The sequence below is a fragment of the Enterococcus sp. DIV1304_2 genome (assembly GCF_050555445.1).
In the GTDB taxonomy this organism is placed as follows: domain Bacteria; phylum Bacillota; class Bacilli; order Lactobacillales; family Enterococcaceae; genus Enterococcus_B; species Enterococcus_B pernyi.
The window spans coordinates 1,190,174-1,215,171 of sequence record NZ_CP187851.1 but is presented as its reverse complement, the minus strand read 5'-3'; the positions used below and the strand labels follow the sequence as shown (position 1 = coordinate 1,215,171).

16 protein-coding genes are annotated in these 24,998 nt (G+C 39.4%); all 16 read right to left on the bottom strand.

Going from position 1 to position 24,998, the window contains the following annotated elements:
• Window positions 1–19: 19 nt before the first annotated feature.
• The 16 genes from IGJ14_RS05735 to purD all read right to left on the bottom strand — a co-directional run bounded on the left by IGJ14_RS05735 (window position 20) and on the right by purD (window position 24,985).
• The gene (locus IGJ14_RS05735) at window positions 20–1,186 is read right to left on the bottom strand and encodes an FtsW/RodA/SpoVE family cell cycle protein (protein ID WP_019723755.1); all 1,167 of its coding nucleotides are present in this window, start codon (window positions 1,184–1,186) and stop codon (window positions 20–22) included.
• A 2-nt stretch (window positions 1,187–1,188) separates the two neighbouring features.
• Window positions 1,189–1,491: a YlaN family protein gene (locus IGJ14_RS05730; RefSeq protein WP_010735661.1), complete on the bottom strand. Its 303-nt coding sequence runs from the start codon at window positions 1,489–1,491 to the stop codon at window positions 1,189–1,191.
• Between the two features lie 97 nt (window positions 1,492–1,588).
• Complete coding sequence (recQ, locus tag IGJ14_RS05725; protein WP_195339587.1) at window positions 1,589–3,367, bottom strand: DNA helicase RecQ; 1,779 nt, start codon at window positions 3,365–3,367, stop codon at window positions 1,589–1,591.
• 435 nt (window positions 3,368–3,802) lie between these two features.
• A complete protein-coding gene (locus IGJ14_RS05720) occupies window positions 3,803–9,019 on the bottom strand; it encodes an LPXTG cell wall anchor domain-containing protein (RefSeq protein WP_019723243.1) in 5,217 nt (1,738 codons plus the stop codon).
• A 455-nt stretch (window positions 9,020–9,474) separates the two neighbouring features.
• The gene (gene typA, locus IGJ14_RS05715) at window positions 9,475–11,304 is read right to left on the bottom strand and encodes a translational GTPase TypA (protein ID WP_010735665.1); all 1,830 of its coding nucleotides are present in this window, start codon (window positions 11,302–11,304) and stop codon (window positions 9,475–9,477) included.
• 345 nt (window positions 11,305–11,649) lie between these two features.
• On the bottom strand, window positions 11,650–12,417 hold the full coding sequence (locus tag IGJ14_RS05710; RefSeq protein WP_029594039.1) for an inositol monophosphatase family protein: 768 nt from the start codon (window positions 12,415–12,417) through the stop codon (window positions 11,650–11,652).
• Between the two features lie 4 nt (window positions 12,418–12,421).
• Window positions 12,422–12,697: a UPF0223 family protein gene (locus tag IGJ14_RS05705; RefSeq protein WP_019723241.1), complete on the bottom strand. Its 276-nt coding sequence runs from the start codon at window positions 12,695–12,697 to the stop codon at window positions 12,422–12,424.
• 167 nt (window positions 12,698–12,864) lie between these two features.
• Entirely contained in the window at window positions 12,865–14,271 is a 1,407-nt protein-coding gene (lpdA, locus tag IGJ14_RS05700; RefSeq protein WP_010735668.1) for a dihydrolipoyl dehydrogenase, read from the bottom strand.
• Window positions 14,272–14,278: 7 nt separating this feature from the next.
• The gene (locus tag IGJ14_RS05695; RefSeq protein WP_195339590.1) at window positions 14,279–15,931 is read right to left on the bottom strand and encodes a dihydrolipoyllysine-residue acetyltransferase; all 1,653 of its coding nucleotides are present in this window, start codon (window positions 15,929–15,931) and stop codon (window positions 14,279–14,281) included.
• Window positions 15,932–15,955: 24 nt separating this feature from the next.
• Entirely contained in the window at window positions 15,956–16,933 is a 978-nt protein-coding gene (locus tag IGJ14_RS05690) for an alpha-ketoacid dehydrogenase subunit beta (protein WP_010735670.1), read from the bottom strand.
• Between the two features lie 2 nt (window positions 16,934–16,935).
• Window positions 16,936–18,045 carry a pyruvate dehydrogenase (acetyl-transferring) E1 component subunit alpha gene (gene pdhA, locus IGJ14_RS05685; protein WP_010735671.1) on the bottom strand — a complete coding sequence of 370 codons (1,110 nt, stop codon included), beginning with the start codon at window positions 18,043–18,045 and terminating at the stop codon, window positions 16,936–16,938.
• Between the two features lie 518 nt (window positions 18,046–18,563).
• Window positions 18,564–20,000: a PLP-dependent aminotransferase family protein gene (locus tag IGJ14_RS05680; RefSeq protein WP_019723827.1), complete on the bottom strand. Its 1,437-nt coding sequence runs from the start codon at window positions 19,998–20,000 to the stop codon at window positions 18,564–18,566.
• A gap of 242 nt (window positions 20,001–20,242) precedes the next feature.
• A complete protein-coding gene (gene guaC / locus IGJ14_RS05675) occupies window positions 20,243–21,220 on the bottom strand; it encodes a GMP reductase (RefSeq protein WP_019723828.1) in 978 nt (325 codons plus the stop codon).
• Window positions 21,221–21,459: 239 nt separating this feature from the next.
• A complete protein-coding gene (locus IGJ14_RS05670; protein WP_019723829.1) occupies window positions 21,460–22,581 on the bottom strand; it encodes a hypothetical protein in 1,122 nt (373 codons plus the stop codon).
• Window positions 22,582–22,686: 105 nt separating this feature from the next.
• Window positions 22,687–23,601: an aldo/keto reductase gene (locus tag IGJ14_RS05665; RefSeq protein WP_019723830.1), complete on the bottom strand. Its 915-nt coding sequence runs from the start codon at window positions 23,599–23,601 to the stop codon at window positions 22,687–22,689.
• A gap of 118 nt (window positions 23,602–23,719) precedes the next feature.
• Window positions 23,720–24,985, bottom strand: coding sequence for a phosphoribosylamine--glycine ligase (gene purD / locus IGJ14_RS05660; RefSeq protein WP_195339591.1), 1,266 nt, complete (start codon window positions 24,983–24,985; stop codon window positions 23,720–23,722).
• Window positions 24,986–24,998: the final 13 nt, after the last annotated feature.

Here is a 24,998-nt window from a genome sequence, read left to right as displayed (position 1 = left end):
AATCACTCCTACGTCAATTTTAGTAAATACCTAAACTCTTACGTTTCTCATCTGCGCTGATATTCAGGACGAAACCTACGCAGATCGAAAGCATCAGTAAACTCGAACCACCTTGACTCAAGAATGGGAATGTGATCCCTGTCAATGGGATGATCCCAGTTATCCCGCCAAGGTTGACAAATACTTGGATCAGAAACATCGAACCGATTCCGATACATAGCAAAGAATTGAATGGATCTTTTGAGCGGATGCCCACTAAAATGATACGCGCAATCATGAACATCAATAAAGCTAAGATCAAAATACCCATGATCACTCCTAATTCTTCTACTACGATGGCATAGATAAAGTCGGTTTGCGCTTCTTGTAGAAATCCTTTTTTCTGGATACTATTCCCTAATCCGCGACCAAATAGGCCACCGTTGAACATCGCATAATATCCATTCACCATTTGGTGTCCGTTATTCAATTCATCAGAAAAAGGGTTTTGAAAAATTTCAAAACGATGATAAATATATTGTAGGCGACCTGGGAAAAGTTTCCCTTGGGTCACGTTGATCAACCAAATTGTTACCACACTAAAAATGATTCCTCCGACACCGACGATCAAGGTGTAAAAATAATTGACGCCGCTAGCTAGTAGTAACACGATGATGATCAAAAAAATAACCGTTGCATTCCCAAAATCGGGTAAACTTGCCACTAATACTGTCAAGGCAAGCACTAACAATAAAGGTCGTTTGACCGTTGCAATGAAGTTTTTTTGCACACTCATTTGTCTCTGTGACAAAGTAAAGGAAAGATACCAGATGGCAATGATTTTTAGGTATTCGGCGGGCTGGATAGAAAATCCGGCAATTTCAAGCCAACCTTTTGCCCCATTACGTTCTTCCCCAAAAAATAAGACGATCAATAATAAAATCGTCAAGACTGCGATAGCCGCCATGATCAATCGCTGATTTTTCAATACACCGATTTTCATTTTGTATAAAAGTGCAATAACAATCAAGCTAAGCACCCAAAAAATACTTTGATTGATAACTGATGATGCTGGATTGCTCCCATTTGCTAATAACAAGTAGGAGGTGGAACTATAAACCATGATCAACCCGATGATACATAAAATCAAATATGGAATTAAAATACTGTAATCCAACAGATGCCTTTTTTTTACTTTATTCGGCAAGCTTATTCCCCCTTGCCACTTTCTTTTTTATCATAATTTTCTCGGTAAACTTCATTGTATAAGTGATTCAATTGACGTTCTAACTCGCTGAGCATCAGTTGCCCTTCTTTTTTTTCAATGATCCCTACACGTATCGCAAAACTCACTTGCTGAGAAAATCCATACATTTGTGTATCGACTACCTCTTCAAAGGCTTTGCACTGCGAGATACAAAGACTGTTTGTTTGATTTTGGATCAAACGCTTGATGCGATCTGCCTCATCAATCAACACATTGAGTGCCGTCTCTTTTGAAAGAGAATCCATTTGCCTTTCCCTCCATTTCTAAGTTCATTCATTATAGCATATTTTACGCGATAACTGAGCAAGAACCTAGATTTATCTAGGCTTTTTTTTATGTTTTTTAACTATCACTTTGCGTAGCGCTTTCTTGGAAATTTTTGATTGCCTGTAAGAACATTTCACCGTACTTATCAAGCTTGCTTTGTCCTACCCCTTTGATTTGGAGAAGTGCCAATCGGTCATTTGGTCGATGCTGACTCATTTCTTTGAGTGTCGCATCTGAAAAAACAACATAGGGCGGAACGTCTGCATCAACAGCTAAATCAGTCCGTAGCTGGCGTAATACTTCAAATAGACCATCCGTTTCGTCATGCGACAATTGTTGCACTTTTTTGGGTTCCTTTTTGTGGACAGTTACTTTTCCCATAAGCACTTGCACCCCAAGATCGCTGACTTTCAAAACAGGGTATTCACCACTAGCCGCAAGTAAGTAGCCACTTGAAATCAGATAGTCGATCAACTGTAATATGTTTTTTTGTGACAGATTCCTTAGTAGACCATACGTAGACAATCGATCAAACTGAAACTGTTTGATTTTCTGATCTTTTGATCCGGCAAGGACTTTCATTAGTAATTGTTTTCCGTAGTTCTCACCCATTCGTTTCAAACACGACAAAACCATTTGCGTTTCTGTGGTCACATCGACCAGTTCACGATCATCAAGACAATTGCCACAACGCTGACAAGGCTCGCTTGCTTCTCCAAAGTAAGAAAGAATATATTGTTGCAGACAGGATTCGATATGGACGTATTCAGTCATTGCTCGGATCTTGTCGTATTCCTTATGTTTTTGTGCTTCCTCACGTTGCGATTGTTGAACAAAAAACTTTTGGACTTGCACATCTTGTGGCGCAAATAGCAAAATGGCTTCACTAGGTAAACCATCTCTTCCGGCACGACCAGCTTCTTGATAATATGCTTCTAATGAACCTGGTATTTGGTAGTGAATGACAAAACGAATATTACTTTTATTGATCCCCATTCCAAAAGCGTTCGTTGCTACTAATAGCTGGATACGATCATAAAGGAAAGCTTCTTGCATTTCCGTCCGTTCCTTTTCGGAAATACCGCCGTGGTATCTGCCAACGGAAAAACCAAATTTCGCCAACAACTGATATAGTCGATCCACTTCTTTTCTAGTCGCGGCATAAATGATGCCTGATTGATTTTGATTCACTTTTAAATACTCGACCAAATATTGTTCTTTTTTTTGATCTTTGATAACCTGCAACCTCAGATTTTCTCGTGCAAATCCAGTTTGAATATGGTTTTGTTCAGGGATTTTTAAAAGTCTTTTGATATCTGTCGCTACAGGGACAGTAGCAGTTGCTGTCAAGGCCACGATGGGCGGACGCTGAGGGATACCTTCTAAAATAATCGCCATCTGCAAATAACTAGGTCTGAAATCATGCCCCCATTGCGAGATACAGTGGGCTTCATCGATGGCAATCAAGCGAACTGACCAACGATTCATCGCTTGGATAAAATCAGGCATGATAAAACGTTCTGGTGCAACATATAACAATTGAACCTTGCCCTCATCTAATGAACGAAAACGTTGTGCCACTTCATATCCTTCTAATGAACTATTGATAAACGTAGCCGCAATTCCCAGTTGATTCGCAGCATCCACTTGATCTTTCATCAAAGAGATCAAGGGAGAAACGACGATCGTCAACCCTTCTAAGGCTAGCGCGGGTAGCTGATAACATATTGATTTTCCGCTTCCAGTCGGCATGATACCCAAGACATCTTCTTGAGCCATGATTTTTTCAATGATTTCTTTTTGGCCTGGGCGGAAAAGCTCATATCCAAAATATTTTTTTAATAACTGCTCCACATGCGCCCTCCTCGATTTCTGTTTGTTTTTACACTTTCATGTTTTACTTCTTTCATCTAACTATTAATTACGCATTTTATCAAATGATTCATCAGACATGTACTATCTATTCTACTTCTGTCTGCTCATAAGAGCAAGTCTCGCTCTGTGAAACAAAACGCCTTTTGTGAAACTAAAAACAGAGTATTTTAAGTTTTTTAAAAGTTCTTTAAAAAATTCATCTTGCCATTCTTGCTTTCATTTTTTGTTTCTTTAAGTTCTCCACAGCTAATGATTGACTTCCTATTACAAGAATTTTGTTTTTTACTCATAGGATTTATTTTTATATTTCTTGTCTATGACTCCTTTATTGGTCATAAAAAAACAGTTGAAAGGATGCCAAAGTAATTATCACTTTCGCTCTTTCAACTGCTTCGTTGTCATTTTAACTATCCGTTACTGTTTATCAAACGATTTTTTAGATGCTTTTCGTTTCCATAAAACAAATCCTACTATTAGTAAGAAGCATGCACCAATATATGGCAGTACTCGATTGATGGTTTGATTGGTTTGTGGCAATTTACTCTCATCACCTTCTGCTGCGGAACCCTCGCCTAAACCAGTCTCTGCTGAAATTCCATCTGCATCTGGGTCGTTTGATGTGTCAGTACCTTCTACTCCTCCTGCATTAGCATCCTCTTCTCCTGGCGTTGTTTCTTGACCAGGTTCAACGATTTCATATGAAGATTCTGTACGAGTAGATAAACTCCCATAACTCCGATCCACTTTGACATCGAGAGAAACAAAGCGACTGCCCATAGTTTCAGTATCGATTTCAGATGTCCCATCTAAAGAAACAGTATAGACGTTTTTAGGTATTACACGTCCATTGACTTTCACTTCTTTTACTAACGATTTCAGGTCAACTCTTTCAGTGCCTTGTGCAAAAGAAGGCTGAGCAGGTTCAACTGTTAACTCACCTGTAGGCTCAAAACCATAATCTGTTACCTTATAATAAGCGTAATTACTGCCATAGGTGTAGTTTCGTTCGTTCTCTTCTGCCATCAATAAATTATTACTAGTATCTACGTGATAAACCTTCACGATATCACCTGGTGTCACCGCCAGTGATTTACCTGTATTAAAACGTGAAATTGCTTGCTCGATCGTTTGTGTACCACGAACCTCGTATTGATATTTGCTTTGCTTACGTTCGTTGAGAATTTCGATTCCATAATATACTTCGGTGTCATCGTATTCATTCACTCGATTCTTCAACACTGTTTGATCGGTTCCTTGGACAGATTGGATTTCGATTTGTTTACTGTTTTTTAGTAGTCCAAACGATCCAACCGTTTCACCTTTACGATTTTTTAAATGGATCGTACTGCCCCATTTCACTTCATATGGCACTTCGATGTCAGTCGAAGAAACTCCATCTGCGGTTGATACTTTTACCGTTACTGTTTTTTCTCCTGTCGTATGGGTATCAAACGCTCCCGTTTGTTCTACTTTGTAAAGCTCTGTGTTCAAACTCTGTCCGTTGAATGCAACATTCTCAATCAACGTTGTCACGTCTACCTCACTGGTATCCTCACCTAAGACGAGTTCCTGACTAGCAACATCTGCGTGAATCATCGTAATCGGCTCAAACTCGCCATTCTTGACTTCATAATAAGCGTAATTCAACCCAGCTGTATAGTTTTTGACGATATCATCCCACATCAGTAAGTTCTGGTTATCTGTTTCTGCATGGTAGACACGGAAAATGTCTCCTTCTTCCACAGGTAATGATTCTCCATTATTGAACCCTTCGATTGCTTGACGAACCGTTTGATTACCTGCCACCTCATAAGTATATTTGATGTTATCGGGAAATAAACTATTGGCTTTATTTTTAGGATCTGCTAGGATGTCGATTCGATAATAGGCATTCCGACCATAGGCAGAGTTGACCGGCGCATTAAGTTCTGTTTCATCTTCGCCTTTTGTGGCATAGATAGCCAACTCATCATTTTGATCAAGCAGGCTAAAGGAGCCGACGATTCCTCTTTTCCCTTCTTTTTCTTCACCTTTCAGAATAAATGTACTTCCCCATTTGACTTGATAAGGCAGTTCAAGTTGTACACTAGATAAACCGTCGTTCATTTTCACACGCATAGCGACGTTTTTATTTCCTATCGTTGTCGTATCGATTTCTGAACGTCTTTCGATCGTGTATTCCTCTGGATCGACTGTTTTGCCGTTGATCGTCACACGATCAATTAATTCAGCATCAGCTGCAGTAGTCACATCTTGCGCGAGATAAAAGGCTTTATTAGCTGTATGGACTTCCATGACTGGCATTGCTTCAAAACCATATGTCGTTACTTTGTAATACGCATAATCTGAACCATACGTGAAGTCCTCTTCTAGTTCATCGACCATCAGTACCGAGCTACCAGGAGATTTTTGCGGGTGATAAATTTTGATCACATCATCTAACTGGACAGTGACAGCTGGAGTACCATTCGTTCCAAAACTGTTGATGACGTCTTGTAGCGTGACACGACCTGGGACTTCTTGACTATACTGGACTTTTTCACCACGTAAGACTTCAATTGAATAATAGAGGTCTTGATCGTTTCCTAAGCGCTCATCTAATGGCGAGTCAAACCCATGATGAATTTTCAGTTGTCTGGTCGTATTAGTAGTTTGCAGTGAGAAAACACCTGCTGAACCACCAGTGCTAGATTTCATCACGATCGTTCTGCCCCATTTCACTTCATAAGGCACTGTGATGACTTTTGATACTACCCCATCTTTTGTGTCAAATTGGATAGCAAGTTCTTTTTGACCGACTGTGGTTGTATCGAAGTTTCCTAATTGTTTCACTGTATATAGATCCGGTGTTAACTCGGTACCGTTGATCGTCACATAATTAATCAGTTGTGTGCCATCAATCTCTGTGGCATCATCACCTAAACTAAATTCTTGTGGTTTAGTATCTGTAGAAATCGCCAGGATCGGTTCTAGCCCATGCTCGGTGACTTCGTAATAGGCATCATTTGAGCCCATCGTAAAGTCTTTGGCTAATTCATCTTGCATCAACAGACTATTACCTGTTGGTTCTGCATGATACACTTTGATGACATCGCCTTGTTTAACGTTTAATGGCTTTCCTTGATTGAACCCTTCGATTCCTTCTCTAATCGATTGATTTCCTAGTACGTTATATTGGTATTTGGTAGTAATATTTTCGATCACTTCAATACCATAGTAAATGTCTCGGCCAAAATGATTATTGACCGGTTGACTCAAGTCCGTCCCACTTACACCTTGACTAGCATGTAATGCCCATTGATCGTTTTCTTTTAGTAGACTAAATGCGCCAACTGTTGCATCATCTAAACCTTTCAGTAAAATCGTACTACCCCATTTCACTTGGTAGTCGACATCAAATTCTTTAGTGGCTAAGCCATCCTTCATAGAAACTTTCAGGCGCATACTCCTGGTTCCAATTGTACTAGTATCAAAATCAACTGAGGATTCTACTTGATATAAACTATTATCGATGATTCTACCATTGATAGTCACATGTTTTAATAGGGAAGCGGGATCGATATTTTTCGTGTTTTCACCTAAAACAAAACTTTTTTGCGAAACTTCTGCATCTAACAATGGAATTGGTTCAAACCCATATGCTGTCACTTTGTAATACGCATATGGCGTATCATAAGTGAAGTCATTTTCTTTTTCATCGATCATCACAACAGAACTATTTGTCGTGTGTTCAGGATGATAAATTTTAATGACATCATTTAGACGCACATCAATCGTACTTGATGAATTTCCAAATTGGTTTATGATTTGCTGTAAAGTCGCACGATTACTCACATCTTGACTATAGGTAACTTGTTGATTTCTTAATACTTCAAATGAATAATAAAGAGAAAATGGAGATACTTGAGGTCCAACTGGTACGTCCAATGGGGACGAAAGTCCTCTAGTGATTTTTAGAGGAATACTATTTGAACTAGAATTATCTAACGTTAAGGAAAAAGCACCTGCCGACTCCCCGTTACTTGTTTTCATCAGAATTGTACTTCCCCAACGAACATTCACTTTTGCTTCAACTGTTCCTTTTGTCATCGCATTGACATCTGGACGTCTTCCTTGAACGGTCAAACGCAAAATCTGTTCACCAACTACGTCATAGTCTGGCTCTACTGATTCTGCCCCAACTAATTCTAAGCTATCTATATCTATTGATGTTCCACGAAAGCTTACTTTTTTAATTAACTCTTTAAATCGATTATTAGAGAGTAAGGAAGTGGTATTTCCTAATTGCTGTTCCTCAATTGAATTTAATTCAATTTCTAGTCCTTCATCAGGTATGATTTCTACATTCACATTTGCAGTTGCCTCTCTACCATCCTGTGTCAGAACTTTTGCTTGCCAAGAGTACATCCCAGGGGTTGAAGTATTAGTTGAAGTTACCCATGACAATTGATAAGAACCTTGATGAATGACTTCAAAAATTTCTTCGATTTTTGGCACAGGATCATTTTGGTAAATCTGTATACTATCTTTTATAGCTTTAATCAACGGCTTGATTTCTAAATCGAAATTTACTGTAACTGGCGCTCTACCCGATTCATCACTTACTTTGATACTCACTTCTTGCTTACCTATTTTTGTTGCATCCGGTACTTTGACCCATTCATAGCTAACTGTTCCACGCGTATTATCTACTTTAATATACTCTTTTGGATCAGGAATCTTTTGTTGGTGCTCAAGAGTATGGGAACCTTCTTTTACACTAGCTTTGATATTACCAATATTTGTTTTTGAGAAACCATCAAAACTAAATTCTGTGCTAATTCTTTCTATACTATAACCACCTTCATCCGCATTTCCCCACCAATAAGAATAAGGGAATCTAGGTATATCAAAAATTTCTTCTTGAGGTGGTGCCACCTTTAAGCGAGTAAATACAACCCCAATTTCTCCTAACTTCATATCTTCCGCTGTCGCCTGCTCTGTTGGAGTAAGTTGCATCCGCCAATTACCACTCTTTGATTCCACATTGATCGTATAAACTGGTCTAGGATGGCCAACTCCATTGTTTCTTAATGGACTCAAATTTTCAACCCTAGTATGATGTCCAGACCCTGGTTTATAAAGCGGAATTGGGCTTTCTCTGTAATAAATCGGTGATACATTAGTTAAGATAATCGTATCCCCAACTGTTAAAGTATCACTTGAAATATCAAATTTACTTCTGATTCCGTTTTGAATATATTCAGACAAGATATTCCCATGATCAACAGATAGTTGATTAGGTGCGACAGGTATGCTTGTGGGTGGTTCGATAGCATATCTAGGGCTAATTAAGCCTTTGATCAATTTTTCAGTTTCCTTCACTTGCTCTTCTGTCTTTTGCTCTTCTGTCTTTTGCTCTTTTTTCTTTGAGCTTTCAGTTGTTGTTTCAGATTTCGTATTTTTATTTGCTACCGTATCACTTGTTGTTTTATTTGATGTTTTAGTCTCTATTCCTTTTTTTGTTGGTTGTGTTTGTACGTTATTACTTGTGCTTACCGTTGAAATACCTTGTACTATCGTTCCATTCATATTACCTAGTATCATTCCAGCTATCAAAAAACTATGTAGTGCTTTTTTCCTTACCGTCAACCTATGTTCCTCCTTCACGCAACTTTTTCATATTACAATTCTCATAAAAATGACAAGCTATCTTTTTATGCTCATTCACACATCCCTTTCTTCTGACATTTTTATAGGTAAGTCCCACTCTCTAACTTTAAAACGAAATCCGTCATTTGATAACGCCATTTTTTCTCAATTAATTGGTAAATATTGAAAGATATTAGTTATTTTAACCTATCTATCAGGCAACTACAGAATTTCCTATCCATCAGCTGAAAAATAAAAAAAAACACCTTTTTAAGGTTATCTCACACATTTGATGTTGAATTAAAATTTTAGAGTTTCTTTTGTTAATACCAGTCATTGATTATGATGACATGTGTACTTCCAAAATTAATTCATCATATTTGACTATCCATCCGTTCGAACTTCTAAAAAAAACCGAACCTCAGAGATTTCTCTCTAAGATTCGGTCAAAATTATTATTTTTTCTTTTTAGATGCTTTTTCACGCGCATTTTTTTCTAAGATTTGTTTTCTTAGTCGGATGTTTTCTGGTGTTACTTCACAGTATTCATCGTCATTCAAGAATTCTAGTGATTCTTCAAGTGTTAATTGTTTTGGTTTTTTGATGACTGATGTTTGATCTTTGTTAGCTGAACGAACGTTAGTCATTTGTTTTGCTTTTGTGATATTGACTGTCAAGTCATTCTCACGGCTGTTTTCACCGATGATCATACCTTCGTAGACTTCTGTACCTGGTTCAACAAATACAGTACCACGTTCTTCGATACTCATGATTGAATACGTTGTTGCTTTACCTGTATCGATGGATACTAACGCACCTTGGTGACGTCCGCCGATTTGGCCAGGAAGCATTGGCAAGTATTGATCAAATGTATGGTTCATGATTCCGTAACCACGAGTCATTGACAAGAATTCTGTTGAGTAACCGATCAATCCACGAGCAGGTGTCAAGAATGTCAAACGAATTTGACCATTTCCTGTATGAACCATATCTTGCATTTCACCTTTACGTTGGCTCAATGATTCGATGACACTACCCATGTATTCTTCTGGTGTGTCGATTTGAACACGTTCAAATGGTTCACATTTTACGCCATCGATTTCTCTTTCGATAACTTCTGGACGTGATACTTGTAACTCATAACCTTCACGACGCATGTTCTCGATCAAGATCGATAAGTGAAGTTCACCACGACCTGAAACTGTCCAAGCATCTGGTGAATTTGTTGGTTCAACACGAAGTGAAACGTCTGTTTGTAATTCTGCCATCAAACGCTCTTCGATTTTACGTGATGTCACGTATTTTCCTTCGCGTCCAGCAAATGGAGAGTTATTGACTAAGAAAGTCATTTGTAATGTTGGTTCATCGATATGCAAGATCGGTAATGCTTCTTGATGATCGACTGGTGTAACTGTTTCCCCAACGAAGATATCTTCCATTCCTGAGACAGCAATCAAGTCACCAGCTTTAGCTTCTTGGATCTCTAAACGTTGTAAGCCAAAGAAACCAAATAATTTTGTCACACGGAATTTCTTCACTGTGCCATCAAGTTTGATCAGTGATACTTGGTCACCAACTTTGATTTTCCCTCTGAAGACACGGCCGATACCGATACGTCCAACATAATCATTGTAATCAAGTAATGATACTTGGAACTGTAAAGGTTCATCGCTATTGTCAACTGGTGCAGGAATAGCTTCGACAATTGTATCAAAGATCGGTGCCATTGTTGGTTCTTGGTCCGCTGGATCATCGGATAAGCTTGATGTTCCGTTCAAAGCAGATGCGTAGATCACTGGGAAATCCAATTGATCATCGTCTGCGCCTAATTCGATAAATAATTCTAAGACTTCATCTACCACATACTCAGGACGAGCGGATGGTTTGTCGATCTTGTTTACAACAACGATCGGTGTGATATGTTGTTCTAAAGCCTTTTTCAATACGAAACGTGTTTGTGGCATGGTGCCTTCATAGGCATCTACAACTAAGACAACGCCGTCTACCATTTTCATGATACGTTCTACTTCACCACCGAAGTCCGCGTGTCCAGGTGTATCCATGATATTGACGCGAATCCCTTTATAATCAACAGCTGTATTTTTTGCTAAGATTGTGATTCCACGTTCTTGTTCAAGTGCGTTTGAGTCCATCGCACGTTCTTGTAATTGAGTGTGGGCGTCTAATGTGTCAGATTGTTTTAATAGTTCATCAACTAATGTTGTTTTTCCGTGGTCGACGTGGGCGATGATCGCTACGTTACGGATGTCATTTCTTTTATTCAATTTAAGTAACTCCTTTTTTATCGATTCTTTATCACAGGGCAATTTTACTCGACTGTTTATTATACCAAACTTTTTTCATGAAATATAGTGAAATGTTTTCATTTTTTCGAGAAAATTAATAATTCGCCCTTTTTCTAATCAAAACAGCACGAAAAATCCGAATTTATGTAAAAAAGAGTCATTACAAAACTTTTCCATTAGCATATTCTATAAATGAATGTTCCGATACTATCATCGATCAAAAAAATAAGCGAAGGATTACATTGCTCAAAAAAGCAATTTTATCGTCCCCCACTTATTTTATAAGAACTTTTTGATGGATGTATCTCAAAGCTAGAAAAATAATCAATCCAATTGAAACATGTCGAGTATGGTCGCATAGGCGGTTGGAGTTGCGGCTAAGTAATATTCTCTGCCACTGAAACTCAATGGTGCACCGGAAAACCCACTATATCGCATACCGAACTCTTCCAACAAGACATTACCAGCTGCGTAATCCCAGGGACTTAGATTGGAGATATAGCCGATGTGGTTGCCTTTTAACATCGCAATCAATTCTAAGCCTGCACAGCCACACATCCGAACGCCGATACTTTGTTCACCAATCGCATGGATATTGAATCGATCATGACCGAAGAGATAGCTATTGATCGCTACTAATCCTTTGTCTAATGGAAGGTCTTGCGGTTGGGGTAATTTCACGTCATTTTTGTAAACACCGATCGTTTTACCGCCCCAGTATAATTCATCTCGCATGACATCATAGATGAATCCTAGCTGTCCTACTCCATCTTCGTAATAAGCAAGCATGATACAAAAATTTTCTCCTTGTACCACGAAGTTCAACGTACCATCAATGGGGTCAATGATAAAGACTTGACCACTTAAATCAGATAAGTTGTTGTATCCTTCTTCTTCTGCCAAAATTTTTGCTTGAGGATAGGCAGAATGGATTTTATTGATCAGAAATGCTTGGATTTCTCGATCCATGTTTGTCACTAGATCTTTACGATTCGTTTTTTCTGCGACTGTTAGTTGCTCATTTTGTGCATGGAGGATCTTTTCTTTTGCTGCTACCAACCAGGCAATTATTTCCTCAATCATTTTCTCCATCGTCTCACCCATTCATTTTTAGCATTTTGTTGGTGTTCTTCTTTGCCTCTTGAATAGTACGGTATAGCGAATAGCCAGAAGCTTTTTCAAACTCACGTCCTAACCGTTTTTCTTCTCCGATCGATTTGATCACTGTTTTGAATTGTTGATAGGTTGTTAGAAATTCTTGATTATTGATTCCTTGTTCATTCGCTTTTTCGAGGGCTTCCCACATGTTCATCACGATGACCATTTCTTCAGTGGTCCAGTCCAAGTCTAATGGATATTGATACTCATTCATAGATATTATCTCCTATTCTATTCATCCCTTTCAGTTTATCATAGAAAGAAGACTTCTTCCAAGTGGTTTTGCTCTATTTTAGTTTACATAATAATTTTATAATCGTTATTTAGAGTAAAAAAAACACAACTCTCTCTTCTCAGAGAAAGTTGCATTTAGTTGAATGATTAAATATGGATCGGTAAGCCTAAAGCTAATTCAGCTGCGTCCATTGTGATCTCACCTAAAGATGGATGTGGATGGATCGTCAACGCGATATCTTCAGCGTTCATACCTGATTCGATTGCCAAAGCAAGTTCAGAAACCATATCACTTGCTCCAACTCCACCGATTTGCGCACCGATGATGACATTGTCTTCATTCGTTGTCACTAAGCGGATAAAGCCTTCTGTTTTACCTAATGATAAAGCACGACCGTTCCCAGAGAATGGGAATTTGTAAGCTGTTGCTTCTAGTCCGGCTTCTTTTGCTTCTTTGATCGTCATCCCTACTGATGCTAATTCAGGATCAGTAAAGGCAACTGCTGGCATTGCTTTGTAGTCAACTGCTACTTTTTTGCCAGAGATTGCTTCTGCGGCGATTTTTGCTTCATAACTTGCTTTATGTGCTAAAGCAGCGCCTGGAACGATGTCGCCGATTGCAAAGATGTTAGGTACGTTTGTACGTCCTTGATTGTCAACTGGGATCAAGCCACGTTCACCGATTTCAACACCAGCTTGTTCTAAGCCCATGTCTTCTGTATTCGGACGACGTCCAACAGTGACCATCACGTAGTCAGCTGTTACTGATTCTTCTTTTCCGTCTACTGCATATTTGACAGTTACGCTATCACCATTGTCGATTGATTCTTTAGCCATTGCATTTGTAATGACTGTTACGCCTTTTTTCTTGAAGTCATCTTCCACTAATTTCACCAAGTCTTTTTCATACGTAGGTAAAATTTGTGGTGAACCTTCAAGGATCGTTACTTCAGAACCTAAGTTGGCATAAGCCGCACCAAGTTCAGCACCGATTACCCCGCCGCCGATGATGACGAATTTCTTAGGAACTTCTGTTAGGCTTAATCCACCTGTAGAATCTAAGACACGACCACCAAATTTGAATCCAGGGATTTCGATTGGACGAGAACCTGTCGCAACGATAGCATGGTTGAATGAATAAGTTTGAGCAGAATCCGGATGGATCACACGTAATGTATGATCATCTACGAAGAATGCTTCACCTTCGATCGTTTCAACTTTGTGTTTTTTCAACAAGTAGCCGACACCTGAAGTCAATGTTTTCACTACTTTGTTGTCTTTCCACTCTTGTGTTTTTGTAAAATCTAGTGAGACATTTTCACTTGTTACACCGAACATCGATGAATCAAGTGATTCTTGATAATGATGACCAGCTGCGATCAACGCTTTAGAAGGAATACAACCAACGTTCAAACAAACGCCGCCGATATATTCTCTTTCAATGATCGCTACTTTTTGGCCCATTTCAGCAGCGCGGATGGCAGCGACATAACCGCCAGGTCCCGCACCGATTACAACTGTATCTAATTCAACAGCAAAATCTCCAACTACCATTTGTTTCTCATCCTTCCATCATTAATAGCTCTGGATCAGCTAATAAACGTTTGATGTTATTCATTGCTTGTTGTGCTGTCGCACCATCGACGATTCGGTGATCGAAACTCAATGATAATTTCATCACTCGGCCAACAACGATTTCACCTTCAGCATTGACGATTGGTTGTTGTGCAATTGTTCCTACACCAAGGATTGCTACTTCAGGGTAGTTGATTACTGGTGTGAACCAGCCGCCACCAACTGAACCAATGTTACTGATCGTGATCGTTCCGTTACGCATATCGTCTGCCGCTAGTTTGCCATCATGAGCAAGTTTTGCTTTCTCGTTGATTTCGTCTGCGATCGCAAACATTCCTTTACGGTCAGCATCTTTCACGTTTGGCACATACAAACCGTGGTCTGTATCTGTTGCGATACCGATATTGTAATAGTTTTTATAAACGATTTCTTGTTTTGCATCGTCGATTGACGCATTCAAGATTGGGAATTTTTTGACTGTTGCAGTCAACGCTTTGACAACGTAAGGCAAGAACGTTAATTTCGTGCCGTTAGCAGCTGCCACTTCTTTGAATTTCTTACGGTTATCCCAAAGATTTGTTACTTCAACTTCATCATGTAAAGTGACATGAGGTGCTGTTTGTTTGCTGTTGACCATTGCTTTGGCAATTGCTTTACGTGTTGGTGTCAATGCCACACGTTCTTCTAGATCGCCTAAGTTTGATTTGAATGCTTTTGCTGGAGCAGCTTTTGTTTCAGCTGGTTTTGCAGCAGATGCTTCTGTTGGTGCAGCTGATTCAGCAGGTTTGCTTGCAGCTGCTGGAGCGCCTCCGCCAGATAAGAAGTTTTCGATATCTTCTTTTGTCACACGTCCGCCTTTTCCAGTTGCAGAAACTTGGCTGATATCCACGTCTTTTTCGCGAGCGAATTGACGAACAGATGGCATTGCTAATACGCGTTTATCTGGGTTTGCCGCTTCAGGGATACTTGAAGAACCTGAAGTTTCCACTTTTGCATCAGAAGTTGCTGCCGCTAGTTTGCTTGCAGGTGCACTATTGTGTCCTGGCGCATCGATCTCAACCAATACGTCACCAACATTTGCGACTGTACCTTCAGAAACAACGATTGTTTTCACAGTTCCTGTTACTGGAGATGGAATTTCTTCCACTGATTTGTCATTTTGCACTTCTAATAATGTATCGTCTTCATTGATCGTGTCACCGGCTTTAACAAACCATTTAACGATTTCACCTTCTGCGATACCTTCACCGATATCAGGTAATTTGAATTGGAATACGCCGCCGTCAGAAGCTTCTGCTGATGCAGATGAACTTTCTGTTGTTGGTTCAGCAGCAGGTGCTTCAGGTGTTTGCTCAGCAGCTGCCACGCCTTCGCTTCCGCTGTCTTCGTTTCCTTCATGTCCTGGTGCATCGATCTCAACTAATACGTCACCAACATTTGCAACTGTACCTTCTGGAACAACGATGCTTTTCACTGTTCCTGTTACTGGAGATGGAATTTCTTCCACTGATTTATCATTTTGTACTTCTAATAATGTATCGTCTTCATTGATCGTATCGCCTGGTTGAACGAACCATTTAACGATTTCACCTTCTGCGATACCTTCACCGATATCAGGTAATTTAAATTGGTAAGCCATGGGTTTTTAACGTCCTTTCTTTCCTTAAAATTCTGCGATTTCTTTTACTTTTGCTTCGATGTCAGAAGCATTTGGCAACCAGATGTTTTCTGCTTGACCGAATGGGAAAACAGTATCTGGTGCAGAAACGCGTCCGATTGGTGCTTCTAATGAAAGAATTGCACGTTCAGAGATTTCAGAGATTACTTGAGTGCTTACGCCTGCTTGACGTTGTGCTTCTTGAACAACAACGACACGTCCTGTTTTTTCAACAGATTTGATGATTGTTTCAACATCTAATGGAGCAACTGTTCGTAGGTCAACGATCTCAACAGAGATACCTTCTTTTTCAAGATTGTCTGCTGCCTTGATGGCTTCACGTACCATTGCACCGTAAGTGATGATTGATACATCTGTTCCTTCACGAGTCACTGCGGCTTTATCTAAAGGCACTTCGTACGCTTCATCTGGCACTTCCTCACGGAATGAACGATAAAGTTTCATATGCTCCAAGAAAACAACAGGGTCATTACTTCTAATAGAAGCAATCAATAATCCTTTTGCATCATATGGGTTTGACGGAATCACTACACGGATACCAGGAGATTGAGCAATCAATCCTTCTAAGTTATCTGAGTGTAATTCAGGTGTATGAACACCACCACCAAATGGTGAACGGATCGTTACTGGAATATTTCTTGTTCCACCCATACGGTATCTCGTACGAGCCATTTGTGCTACAACTTCATCCATTGCTTCAAAAATAAAGCCAAAGAATTGGATTTCAGGGACAGGACGGAATCCTTCAAGTGCTAAACCGAAACCTAATCCGGCAATACCTGATTCTGCTAAAGGAGTGTCAAATACGCGGTCTTCACCGAACTTTTCTTGCAATCCTTCAGTTGCACGGAATACGCCTCCGTTTTTGCCGACATCTTCACCAAAAACGAGTACGTTTTCGTCGTTTTCAAGTTCAAGTGCTAAGGCATCTGTGATTGCTTGAATCATTGTTTTTTGTGCCATGGTTATTTCGACTCCTTCGCTTCATAGATTGCAATTTGTTCTTTGATTGTTTGTGGTGTTTCTTCAAACATATTTTTCAAGAAATCTGAAACTTTTTGTTTTGGAACTTTATCTGCTTCAGCAATTGCTGCTTTGATTTCTTCTTTTGTTTGTTCGATGACTGCTTCTTCTTTTTCTTCGCTCCATAAACCTTTTTCAGTTAGGTATTTACGGAAACGGATCAATGGATCTTTTAATTGCCATTCATCGTCAACATCTTTTTCACGGTAACGTGTTGGGTCATCACCAGATAATGTATGTGGACCGTAACGGTAAGTCAATGTTTCGATCAATACAGGTCCGTTACCAGAGACTGCCCAGTCACGTGCCATTTTTGAAACAGTATAAACGGCTAATGGGTCCATACCATCTACTTGGATACCAGGGATACCAGCTGCTACTGCTTTTTGCGCTAATGTTTTTGCTGCTGTTTGTTTTTCACGAGGTGTTGAAATCGCAAATCCATTGTTTTGGATGTAGAATACAGCATTCGCATGGTAAGCTCCAGCAAAGTTGATTGCTTCATAGAAGTCACCTTGAGAAGAACCGCCATCACCTGTATAAGTGAAAACAACATTTTTCTTGTTACGTTTTTTAAGTCCTAATGCAACACCTGCTGCTTGGACGTATTGTGCACCAATGATGATTTGTGGTGGTAGAGCTTTCAATTCTTCTGGGTAGAAGTTTCCAGCTGCATGCCCACGAGACCATAGAAATGCTTGAGATAAAGGTAAGCCGTGTTTGATCAATTGTGGAACATCACGGTAACCTGGTAATAGTACATCTTCTTTGTCAAAAGCGAATGCACTAGCTAATTGACTTGCTTCTTGTCCAGCAGTAGGAGCAAAAAATCCTAAACGTCCTTGACGGTTCAATGCTGTTGAGCGTTGATCCAATACACGAGACCAAACCATGCTAGTCATCAATTCTACTAACTCTTCATCTGTTAAATCTGGAACAAGATCAGGGTTTACTACTTTCCCATCTTGATCAAGTGCTTGGTATACCGGAAAATCTGAATTGACTTCTTCAAGCAACGCTTGGAAGTCGATAGGTGTTTTCTTGTTTGCCATTTATCACACATTCCTCTCTCATCTATAAGAAACTCTCTTCATTCCGCGGTTGAAACAGCGACGATATCTGTATCACTATTTCTCCGGCTTCACTAATAAATTATCACGTATTCCTCCGAAATACAAGCTTTAAGCACAAATTTTCACCATTAAAAAAAATTATAACAATCCCTATCTCTGTTAAAATAGTGAAGGTAATCACAAGGTAGTAAGCGGTTTACATTTTTTCTAAAAAAACATAGAGATGTTTCTCCCCTTTTATAACAATCGTTTCTTTTCTGTATCCAAGTTGTTACAACCTTTTACCAATCACTGTATTAATTTTTTTCTCGATAGTGAGTGATTACACAAATCACTTACTTTAATTTTATCCTTAACATAGGCTTTTTTACAAACAATAAGCCTGTCCAACTACATATTTCTTTTGATTGACAGGCAATACGTCAACTTTTCCAGAAATTTCTTCACAAAATAAAAAAGAAAAGAAAAAATAACAAAAGTTACTCTTTCTTTTCTTATTATTGTTTCTCTTTCGCTTCCAACCATGTACGTAATTTGTCCATTCGTGAAACGAACAGTGGTAGGTCATCAGGACTCATACGGCTATAGTTGATTCTTAAACCAATGTCTTCGCCAAAAAGATAACCTGGAGCCACACCTAACCCCTCACGCAATAATCTTTCTGCTAATACTTTCGTGAACTTTTCACCCTCCCAAGTCAACCAGCCATAGTATCCGCCTGCAAGAGGGGCTAAATGAAAGAAGTCTTGCGAATCGACCCAACTACGTAAAAGCTGACTGTTCTTTTCTAGTCGTTGACACAGACTTGCCATGTTTTGGTCAAAAGAAGAATCAAAAACAGCAGTTGCAGCCATTTGTGTAAAGATACTCAAAGAGACATCCATCATTTTTTGTGCCTCAGACAATCGTTGGATCAGAATAGTTGGGCCCACGATCCAACCAATTTTAGTCGTTTCCCCCAACAAACGCGATAACGAGCCGACATACAAGACATTTTCCGGATCAATCGCATGGATCGGAGCGATCGAAGCTTGTTTCTCCGGAGAAAAGGCTAAATCTGCAAACACATCATCTTCTATGATCGGCAATTGGTATTTGCGGCACAGCGCGACTAAACGTTGGCGACGTTCAGCAGCCATCACTGTACCTGTCGGATTTTGAAAATTTGGATTGACTAAGACCGCTTTGATCTTATGCTTATGAATAGCTTCTTCCAATTTCTCTAAATCAATCCCTTGATCATCCATTGGAATACCGAACAAGCGGGTACCAAGTGCTTTAAACAATGGCAAGCGGTAGAAAAAAGTGGGGGATTCCACCGCGATGGCATCTCCTACCGACAAAATGGTTTGTAAAATCAGAAAGATCGCTTGTTGTCCCCCACCAGTGATTAGCAATTGACTTTTTTTAAACGAAAATCCGTTATTTCTGATCAAGCGTTCTCTGATCTGCGCCATCAGCGGTTGATACCCAAACACGGAAACGGCTTGTTCTTCTTTTAAGATACCTTCTAATGTATAATTGGGCATCTTCATATTAGGTAATACATCAAGCGGCATTTCACTTGAATATAAATCTAAAAAATCGGATTTTCGACTTGCTTCTTTGACTTTTTCTCCGTAACTATCAACGATTTTATCGTATCTTGCAGAGATCAATTGACGCCAATCGATCCGTGGCTCTGAAAAATCACCCCAAGTCATCGAAGAAATAAACCGACCACTCCCTTGACGACTTTCCAATATCCCTAGTCCACGCAATTCATCTAACGCATGAACAACAGTCGTACGATTCACACCAAAAAAATCAGCAAACATTCTTTCAGAAGGTAATTTATCTCCTGGTTGCAATTGCCCATTTTCGATTTTCTTCAAAATTTGATCCATGATCTGTTGGTAAGCAGAACCTTTATGTTTAGTTATTCTCGTCCACATGTGCATTCTCCAAATATTTACTTTCTACTATTGTAGCTTAGTTTCAAAAAGAAAGAAAATGTAAAAAAAGGGAGTGGGACATTCGTTCACCTCACCCACCTATAACCGAATAAACGGCGGGAACAAAAGTAACCTCTTCGAAAAATAAGGCGCCATCCACAAAAATTTGAAAAACAATTTTAGTGGATGGCGCCTTATTTCTCAAGGCTGAACACTTCCGTCCCGACCTCTCTTACTTCGAATTAAATCGTATCTCCATTGAAAATCGAGTTTTTAACGATGACATAATCGACTTTACGAATCGATTCTAAATCACGACCACCGGCATAAGAAATCGAAGATTGTAAATCTTGTTGCATTTCAACTAACGTATCTTTTAAAGATCCTTTGTGTTGAATCCAAATTTTCTTACCTTCAACATTTTTCTTTTCGCCTTTTTGGAATTCAGAAGCTGATCCAAAATATTCTTTGTAAACGACACCGTTCTCAACTTTTGTTTCTCCTGGTGATTCTTCGTGTCCTGCAAACAATGAACCGATCATCACCATCGTCGCACCAAAACGTACTGATTTCGCGACATCTCCAGGTGTACGGATGCCACCGTCCGCAATGATAGGTTTGCGGGCAGCTTTCGCGCACCATCTTAGTGCCGCTAATTGCCAACCACCAGTACCAAAACCAGTTTTGATTTTTGTGATACATACTTTTCCTGGGCCAATGCCGACTTTCGTTGCATCTGCTCCAGCGTTTTCTAATTCTCGAACGGCTTCTGGCGTGCCGACGTTCCCTGCAATGACAAACGTATCTGGTAAGTGCTTCTTAATGTGTTGGATCATCGCGATCACAGCATTTGAATGTCCATGGGCAATATCAATTGTAATATAATCTGGTACAAGCGATTTTTCTGCTAATTCTTCTACAAAAGCATACTCGTCTTTTTTCACGCCTACACTAATAGAAGAAATTAAATTTCTTGCTTTCATTTTTTCGATAAATGGGATTCGTGCTTCTTCTTCAAAACGATGCATGATATAGAAATAACCATTTTCAGCTAAAAATTCCGCAATCGTTTCATCAATGATCGTTTGCATATTTGCTGGTACAACCGGCATTTTAAAGGTATGTGAACCTAAAGTCACAGTTGTATCACATTCTGAACGGCTGTTTACGATACATTTATTAGGAATCAGTTGAATATCTTCGTAATCAAATACTTTCATCATATCGTCCTCTCGATTTCATATTCGTAAAAAACACGAACATTATCTACTTTTTACGTGCTTATTTTTAACACCTCAAGTAATTTAACGCAATTTAATTAAAAAATCAAGCTTTTTATTATAAAAAAGTTGTATTTTACCTTTAATTAAGTTTTCGTGTAAAAAAAAGCGAACATTTTTAAACGTTCGCTTTTTTTGATTGCTACCTTACTTTTTTGTTTGTAAAATCACAATGATTCTTAACGACTTTTTTCATGGTTACTTGTTGTTGGGCGATTTTGTTGAAAATCTCCCGCCATTTTTTTCGCACGATTCGTCCGATCGGCGAAAGAACCTTGCGCTTTCAACTGAGCTACTTGTTGGAGTTTTCTATCCGTCTGTACATGCTTATCTACATCAACTGTTCTTAGTACTCCCGCACCTAAACTACGTACATAATCGATCGCTGACAGCACTTTAGGAGTATAGTGTGATTTGCTTATTGCTTTTAGATCAGTTAATGCCTGACCACGCTGATAATTCAAACTTTTCAGCGTATGGCTCCCATTGACATACTGATTTTTCCCGTTGATTTGCGCTCTGGTTTCAAAAAGTTCTCCCTCTTTTTTATTTAAATGGATCAAACTTTCTGCGTAATTCAACATACTTGAATGTAGTGATTCGATCGAATTGATGACGGGGGCTGCAATATGTTCAATAGAATGATGCGACTCCAAACCTCTCTTGAAATCCATGCGAAAATCAGGATTTTCTAAATCTTCACGATGCTGTAATACTTGTTTCGTTAAGGTTTTTAAATCATTTTTCCATTCATTTGATTCTTTATGTAGTACTTTAAACTCAGCTGATAAACGATCTTTACGTGTTTGTAATGTTTTTTTACTTAGGTTTAGATCAACCGATTGTGGAATTTTTGCTTCACCACGGGCGAAAGTTACATCCTGACCAAGGAAGGAAGTGATATTTGAAATCAATTGTTGAAACACCTTGGGATAAAACTGTTCGTTACGTTTTTCAAGCATGAATCTTGCCGAATTTTCCTGATAACCCATTCTTTCGAAAGCCTTGCTTGGTTGATGAAAGCCCGCATGTAATTTTAATCGGATAGATTGGATATGTTTTTCCATTTTTTCCATCCGCATGGCGTTGGCTACCCACATTTCGATCTTATTTTCATAAGAATTGATTTGGTCGATAAGTTTTTTTGCTTGTGTTTCATTTTCAGGAAATTTATTCAATAAGTTATTTTGTTCTTTGGTGATCTCATTATATAGTTTTTGTTGTGTTTTATGTAATGTACTAAAATCGGCGTATAAGTATTTTCTCTCATCTTGTAATAGTTTCCTTAACTGTTTATCCATTGATTCTCCTCTTTTCTTCGATACTGTTCATCGTTTTTCTATTTTTGTAAAAACCGACTCTCTTTCTCATAAAAAACAGAGAGTCGGCTAACGATATCTTTTATTTTATGGCAAAATATTGCCAGCAGCACGATATAATGCATACCAATCTTCTCGGGTCATATCGATCATCGATGCTTTCGCGATTTCTTCAATCCTTGTCAGATTCATCGTTCCAGCGATCACCTGCATATTTGCAGGATGACGTAAGATCCACGCCGACGCTAACCCTGTTGGTGTCGTCTGATATTTTTCTGCCAGTTCGTTTAACGACTGATTTAATTCTGGGAATTTTTCATTTCCAATGAATACACCTTCAAAGAAGCCATATTGATAAGGCGACCACGCTTGGATCGTCATCTCATGTAAACGAGAATAATCTAGGATACTGCCATCATGGTCAATACTTGCTTGATCCGTCATGTTCACATGGATTCCCTGATCGATCATTTCGGAATGTTTAAGACCAAATTGTAATTGGTTCGCCAGTAATGGCTGGTTCACATATTTTTTCAATAACTCGATCTGCATTGGCTTTTGATTGCTCACACCAAAGAAACGAACCTTGCCAGATCGCTCCAACTCATCAAACGCTTCCGCCACTTCTTCGGGTTCAACGAGCGTGTCTGGACGATGAAGTAACAAGGCATCAACGTATTCCATATCTAATCGACGCAAGCTATCTTCAACCGATTGAATGATGTGTTTTTTTGAGAAATCAAACATCTTTCCTGGTACGATCCCGCATTTCGTTTGGATAAATAATTCATCACGTTTTAGCGAAGTTTTTGCTAACGCTTGAGCAAAAATTGTTTCACAGTCCCCACCACCGTAAATATCCGCATGGTCAAAAAAGTTGATGCCATTTTCAAAAGCTGTTTCAATCACTTTTTCAGGTTGCTCAGAACCATTCATACGCATACAACCTAAAATGACGGAGGATACGAGCTGTTCAGAAGTCCCTAAACGAATCTTTTTCATCAAATCTCATCCTTTCTTACCAACTCGATTTTACCATAACCACCATGAAAAGGCTTCAAAAAAAATAAAACTATTTTTCCGTTTCAGCAAAAAATAGTTTTATTTCTTTGTGTGACTTTTACTTTTGTACCAAGGCTTTTGAGCCGATATCCGTCCGATAGAATGTACGCTCAGTATTCTTGACTTTTAAAACAGAGTATATTTTTTCTTGCGCTTCTTCGATTGTCTGACCACTCGCTTCCACCAAATAGATCCGTCCCCCTGCACCTACCAGTTCTTTCGCTTGTTCCTCTACTCCCGCATAATAGACGGCCACATCTGGATCAGCTGAAAAATCCGGAAGCAAGGCACCTTTTTGGTATTTTTCTGGATAGCCTTCTGCCGCAACGACTACACCTAAGCAAACTCCTTCTGTCTCCCATGTTAACTCGACTGCCTTTCCTGATAATAGGCGGTCAATGACTTCCGCTAGATCACTTTTAAGTCGTGGCAACACAACTTGCGTTTCGGGATCACCAAACCGGGCGTTGAATTCGATTACTTTTGGCCCTTCTGCTGTGGCAATCAGTCCTGCATATAAAATACCAGTAAATGAACGACCTATCTCTTTCATTCCTCGCACTGCTGGTTTCAATACTTCTTCGACAGCCTGATCAACCATGGTTTGAGGGATTTGTGGCACAGGTGTGTAAGCACCCATTCCGCCAGTATTGGGACCTTTATCCTCATTATACGCTCGCTTATGGTCTTGCGAGATCACCATGGGATAAACTTCTGTATCTCGGACAAAAGCAAGTAAAGAGAACTCTTCACCCGACAAGAACTCTTCCACAACGATTTGCTGCCCACTAGCACCAAAACGATCATTTTCTAGCATCTCTGAAGCGGCTTCGACAGCGGCTTCGAGGGTTTCCGCCACAACGACCCCTTTACCAGCAGCTAATCCGTCTGCTTTGATAACGATCGGTGCGCCTTTTGCTTCAATGTATTCTCTCGCTTCGGCAAAACGGGTAAACGTTTGTGACTCTGCAGTAGGAATACCTTGACGTGCCATCAACTCTTTGGCAAAGCTCTTTGAACCTTCAATTAAAGCTGCAGCTTTTGTTGGACCAAAAATCGCTAATCCTTCCGCTTGAAAATCATCAACGATCCCATTGAGTAGAGGGATTTCTGGACCAACAAATGTCCAGGCGATCCCTTCAGCTCGAGCAAATTCGATCAATCCTTCATGATCCGTTTCAACAAGATCCACTAAGTGAACCCCATCTTTTTTCATTCCTGCATTTCCAGGTGCGCAATATACAGCTTCAACTAATGGACTAGCTAAAAGTTTTTTGCTGATCGCATGTTCTCGCCCGCCCGAGCCAATCACTAAACACTTCATTTTATCCGCTCCT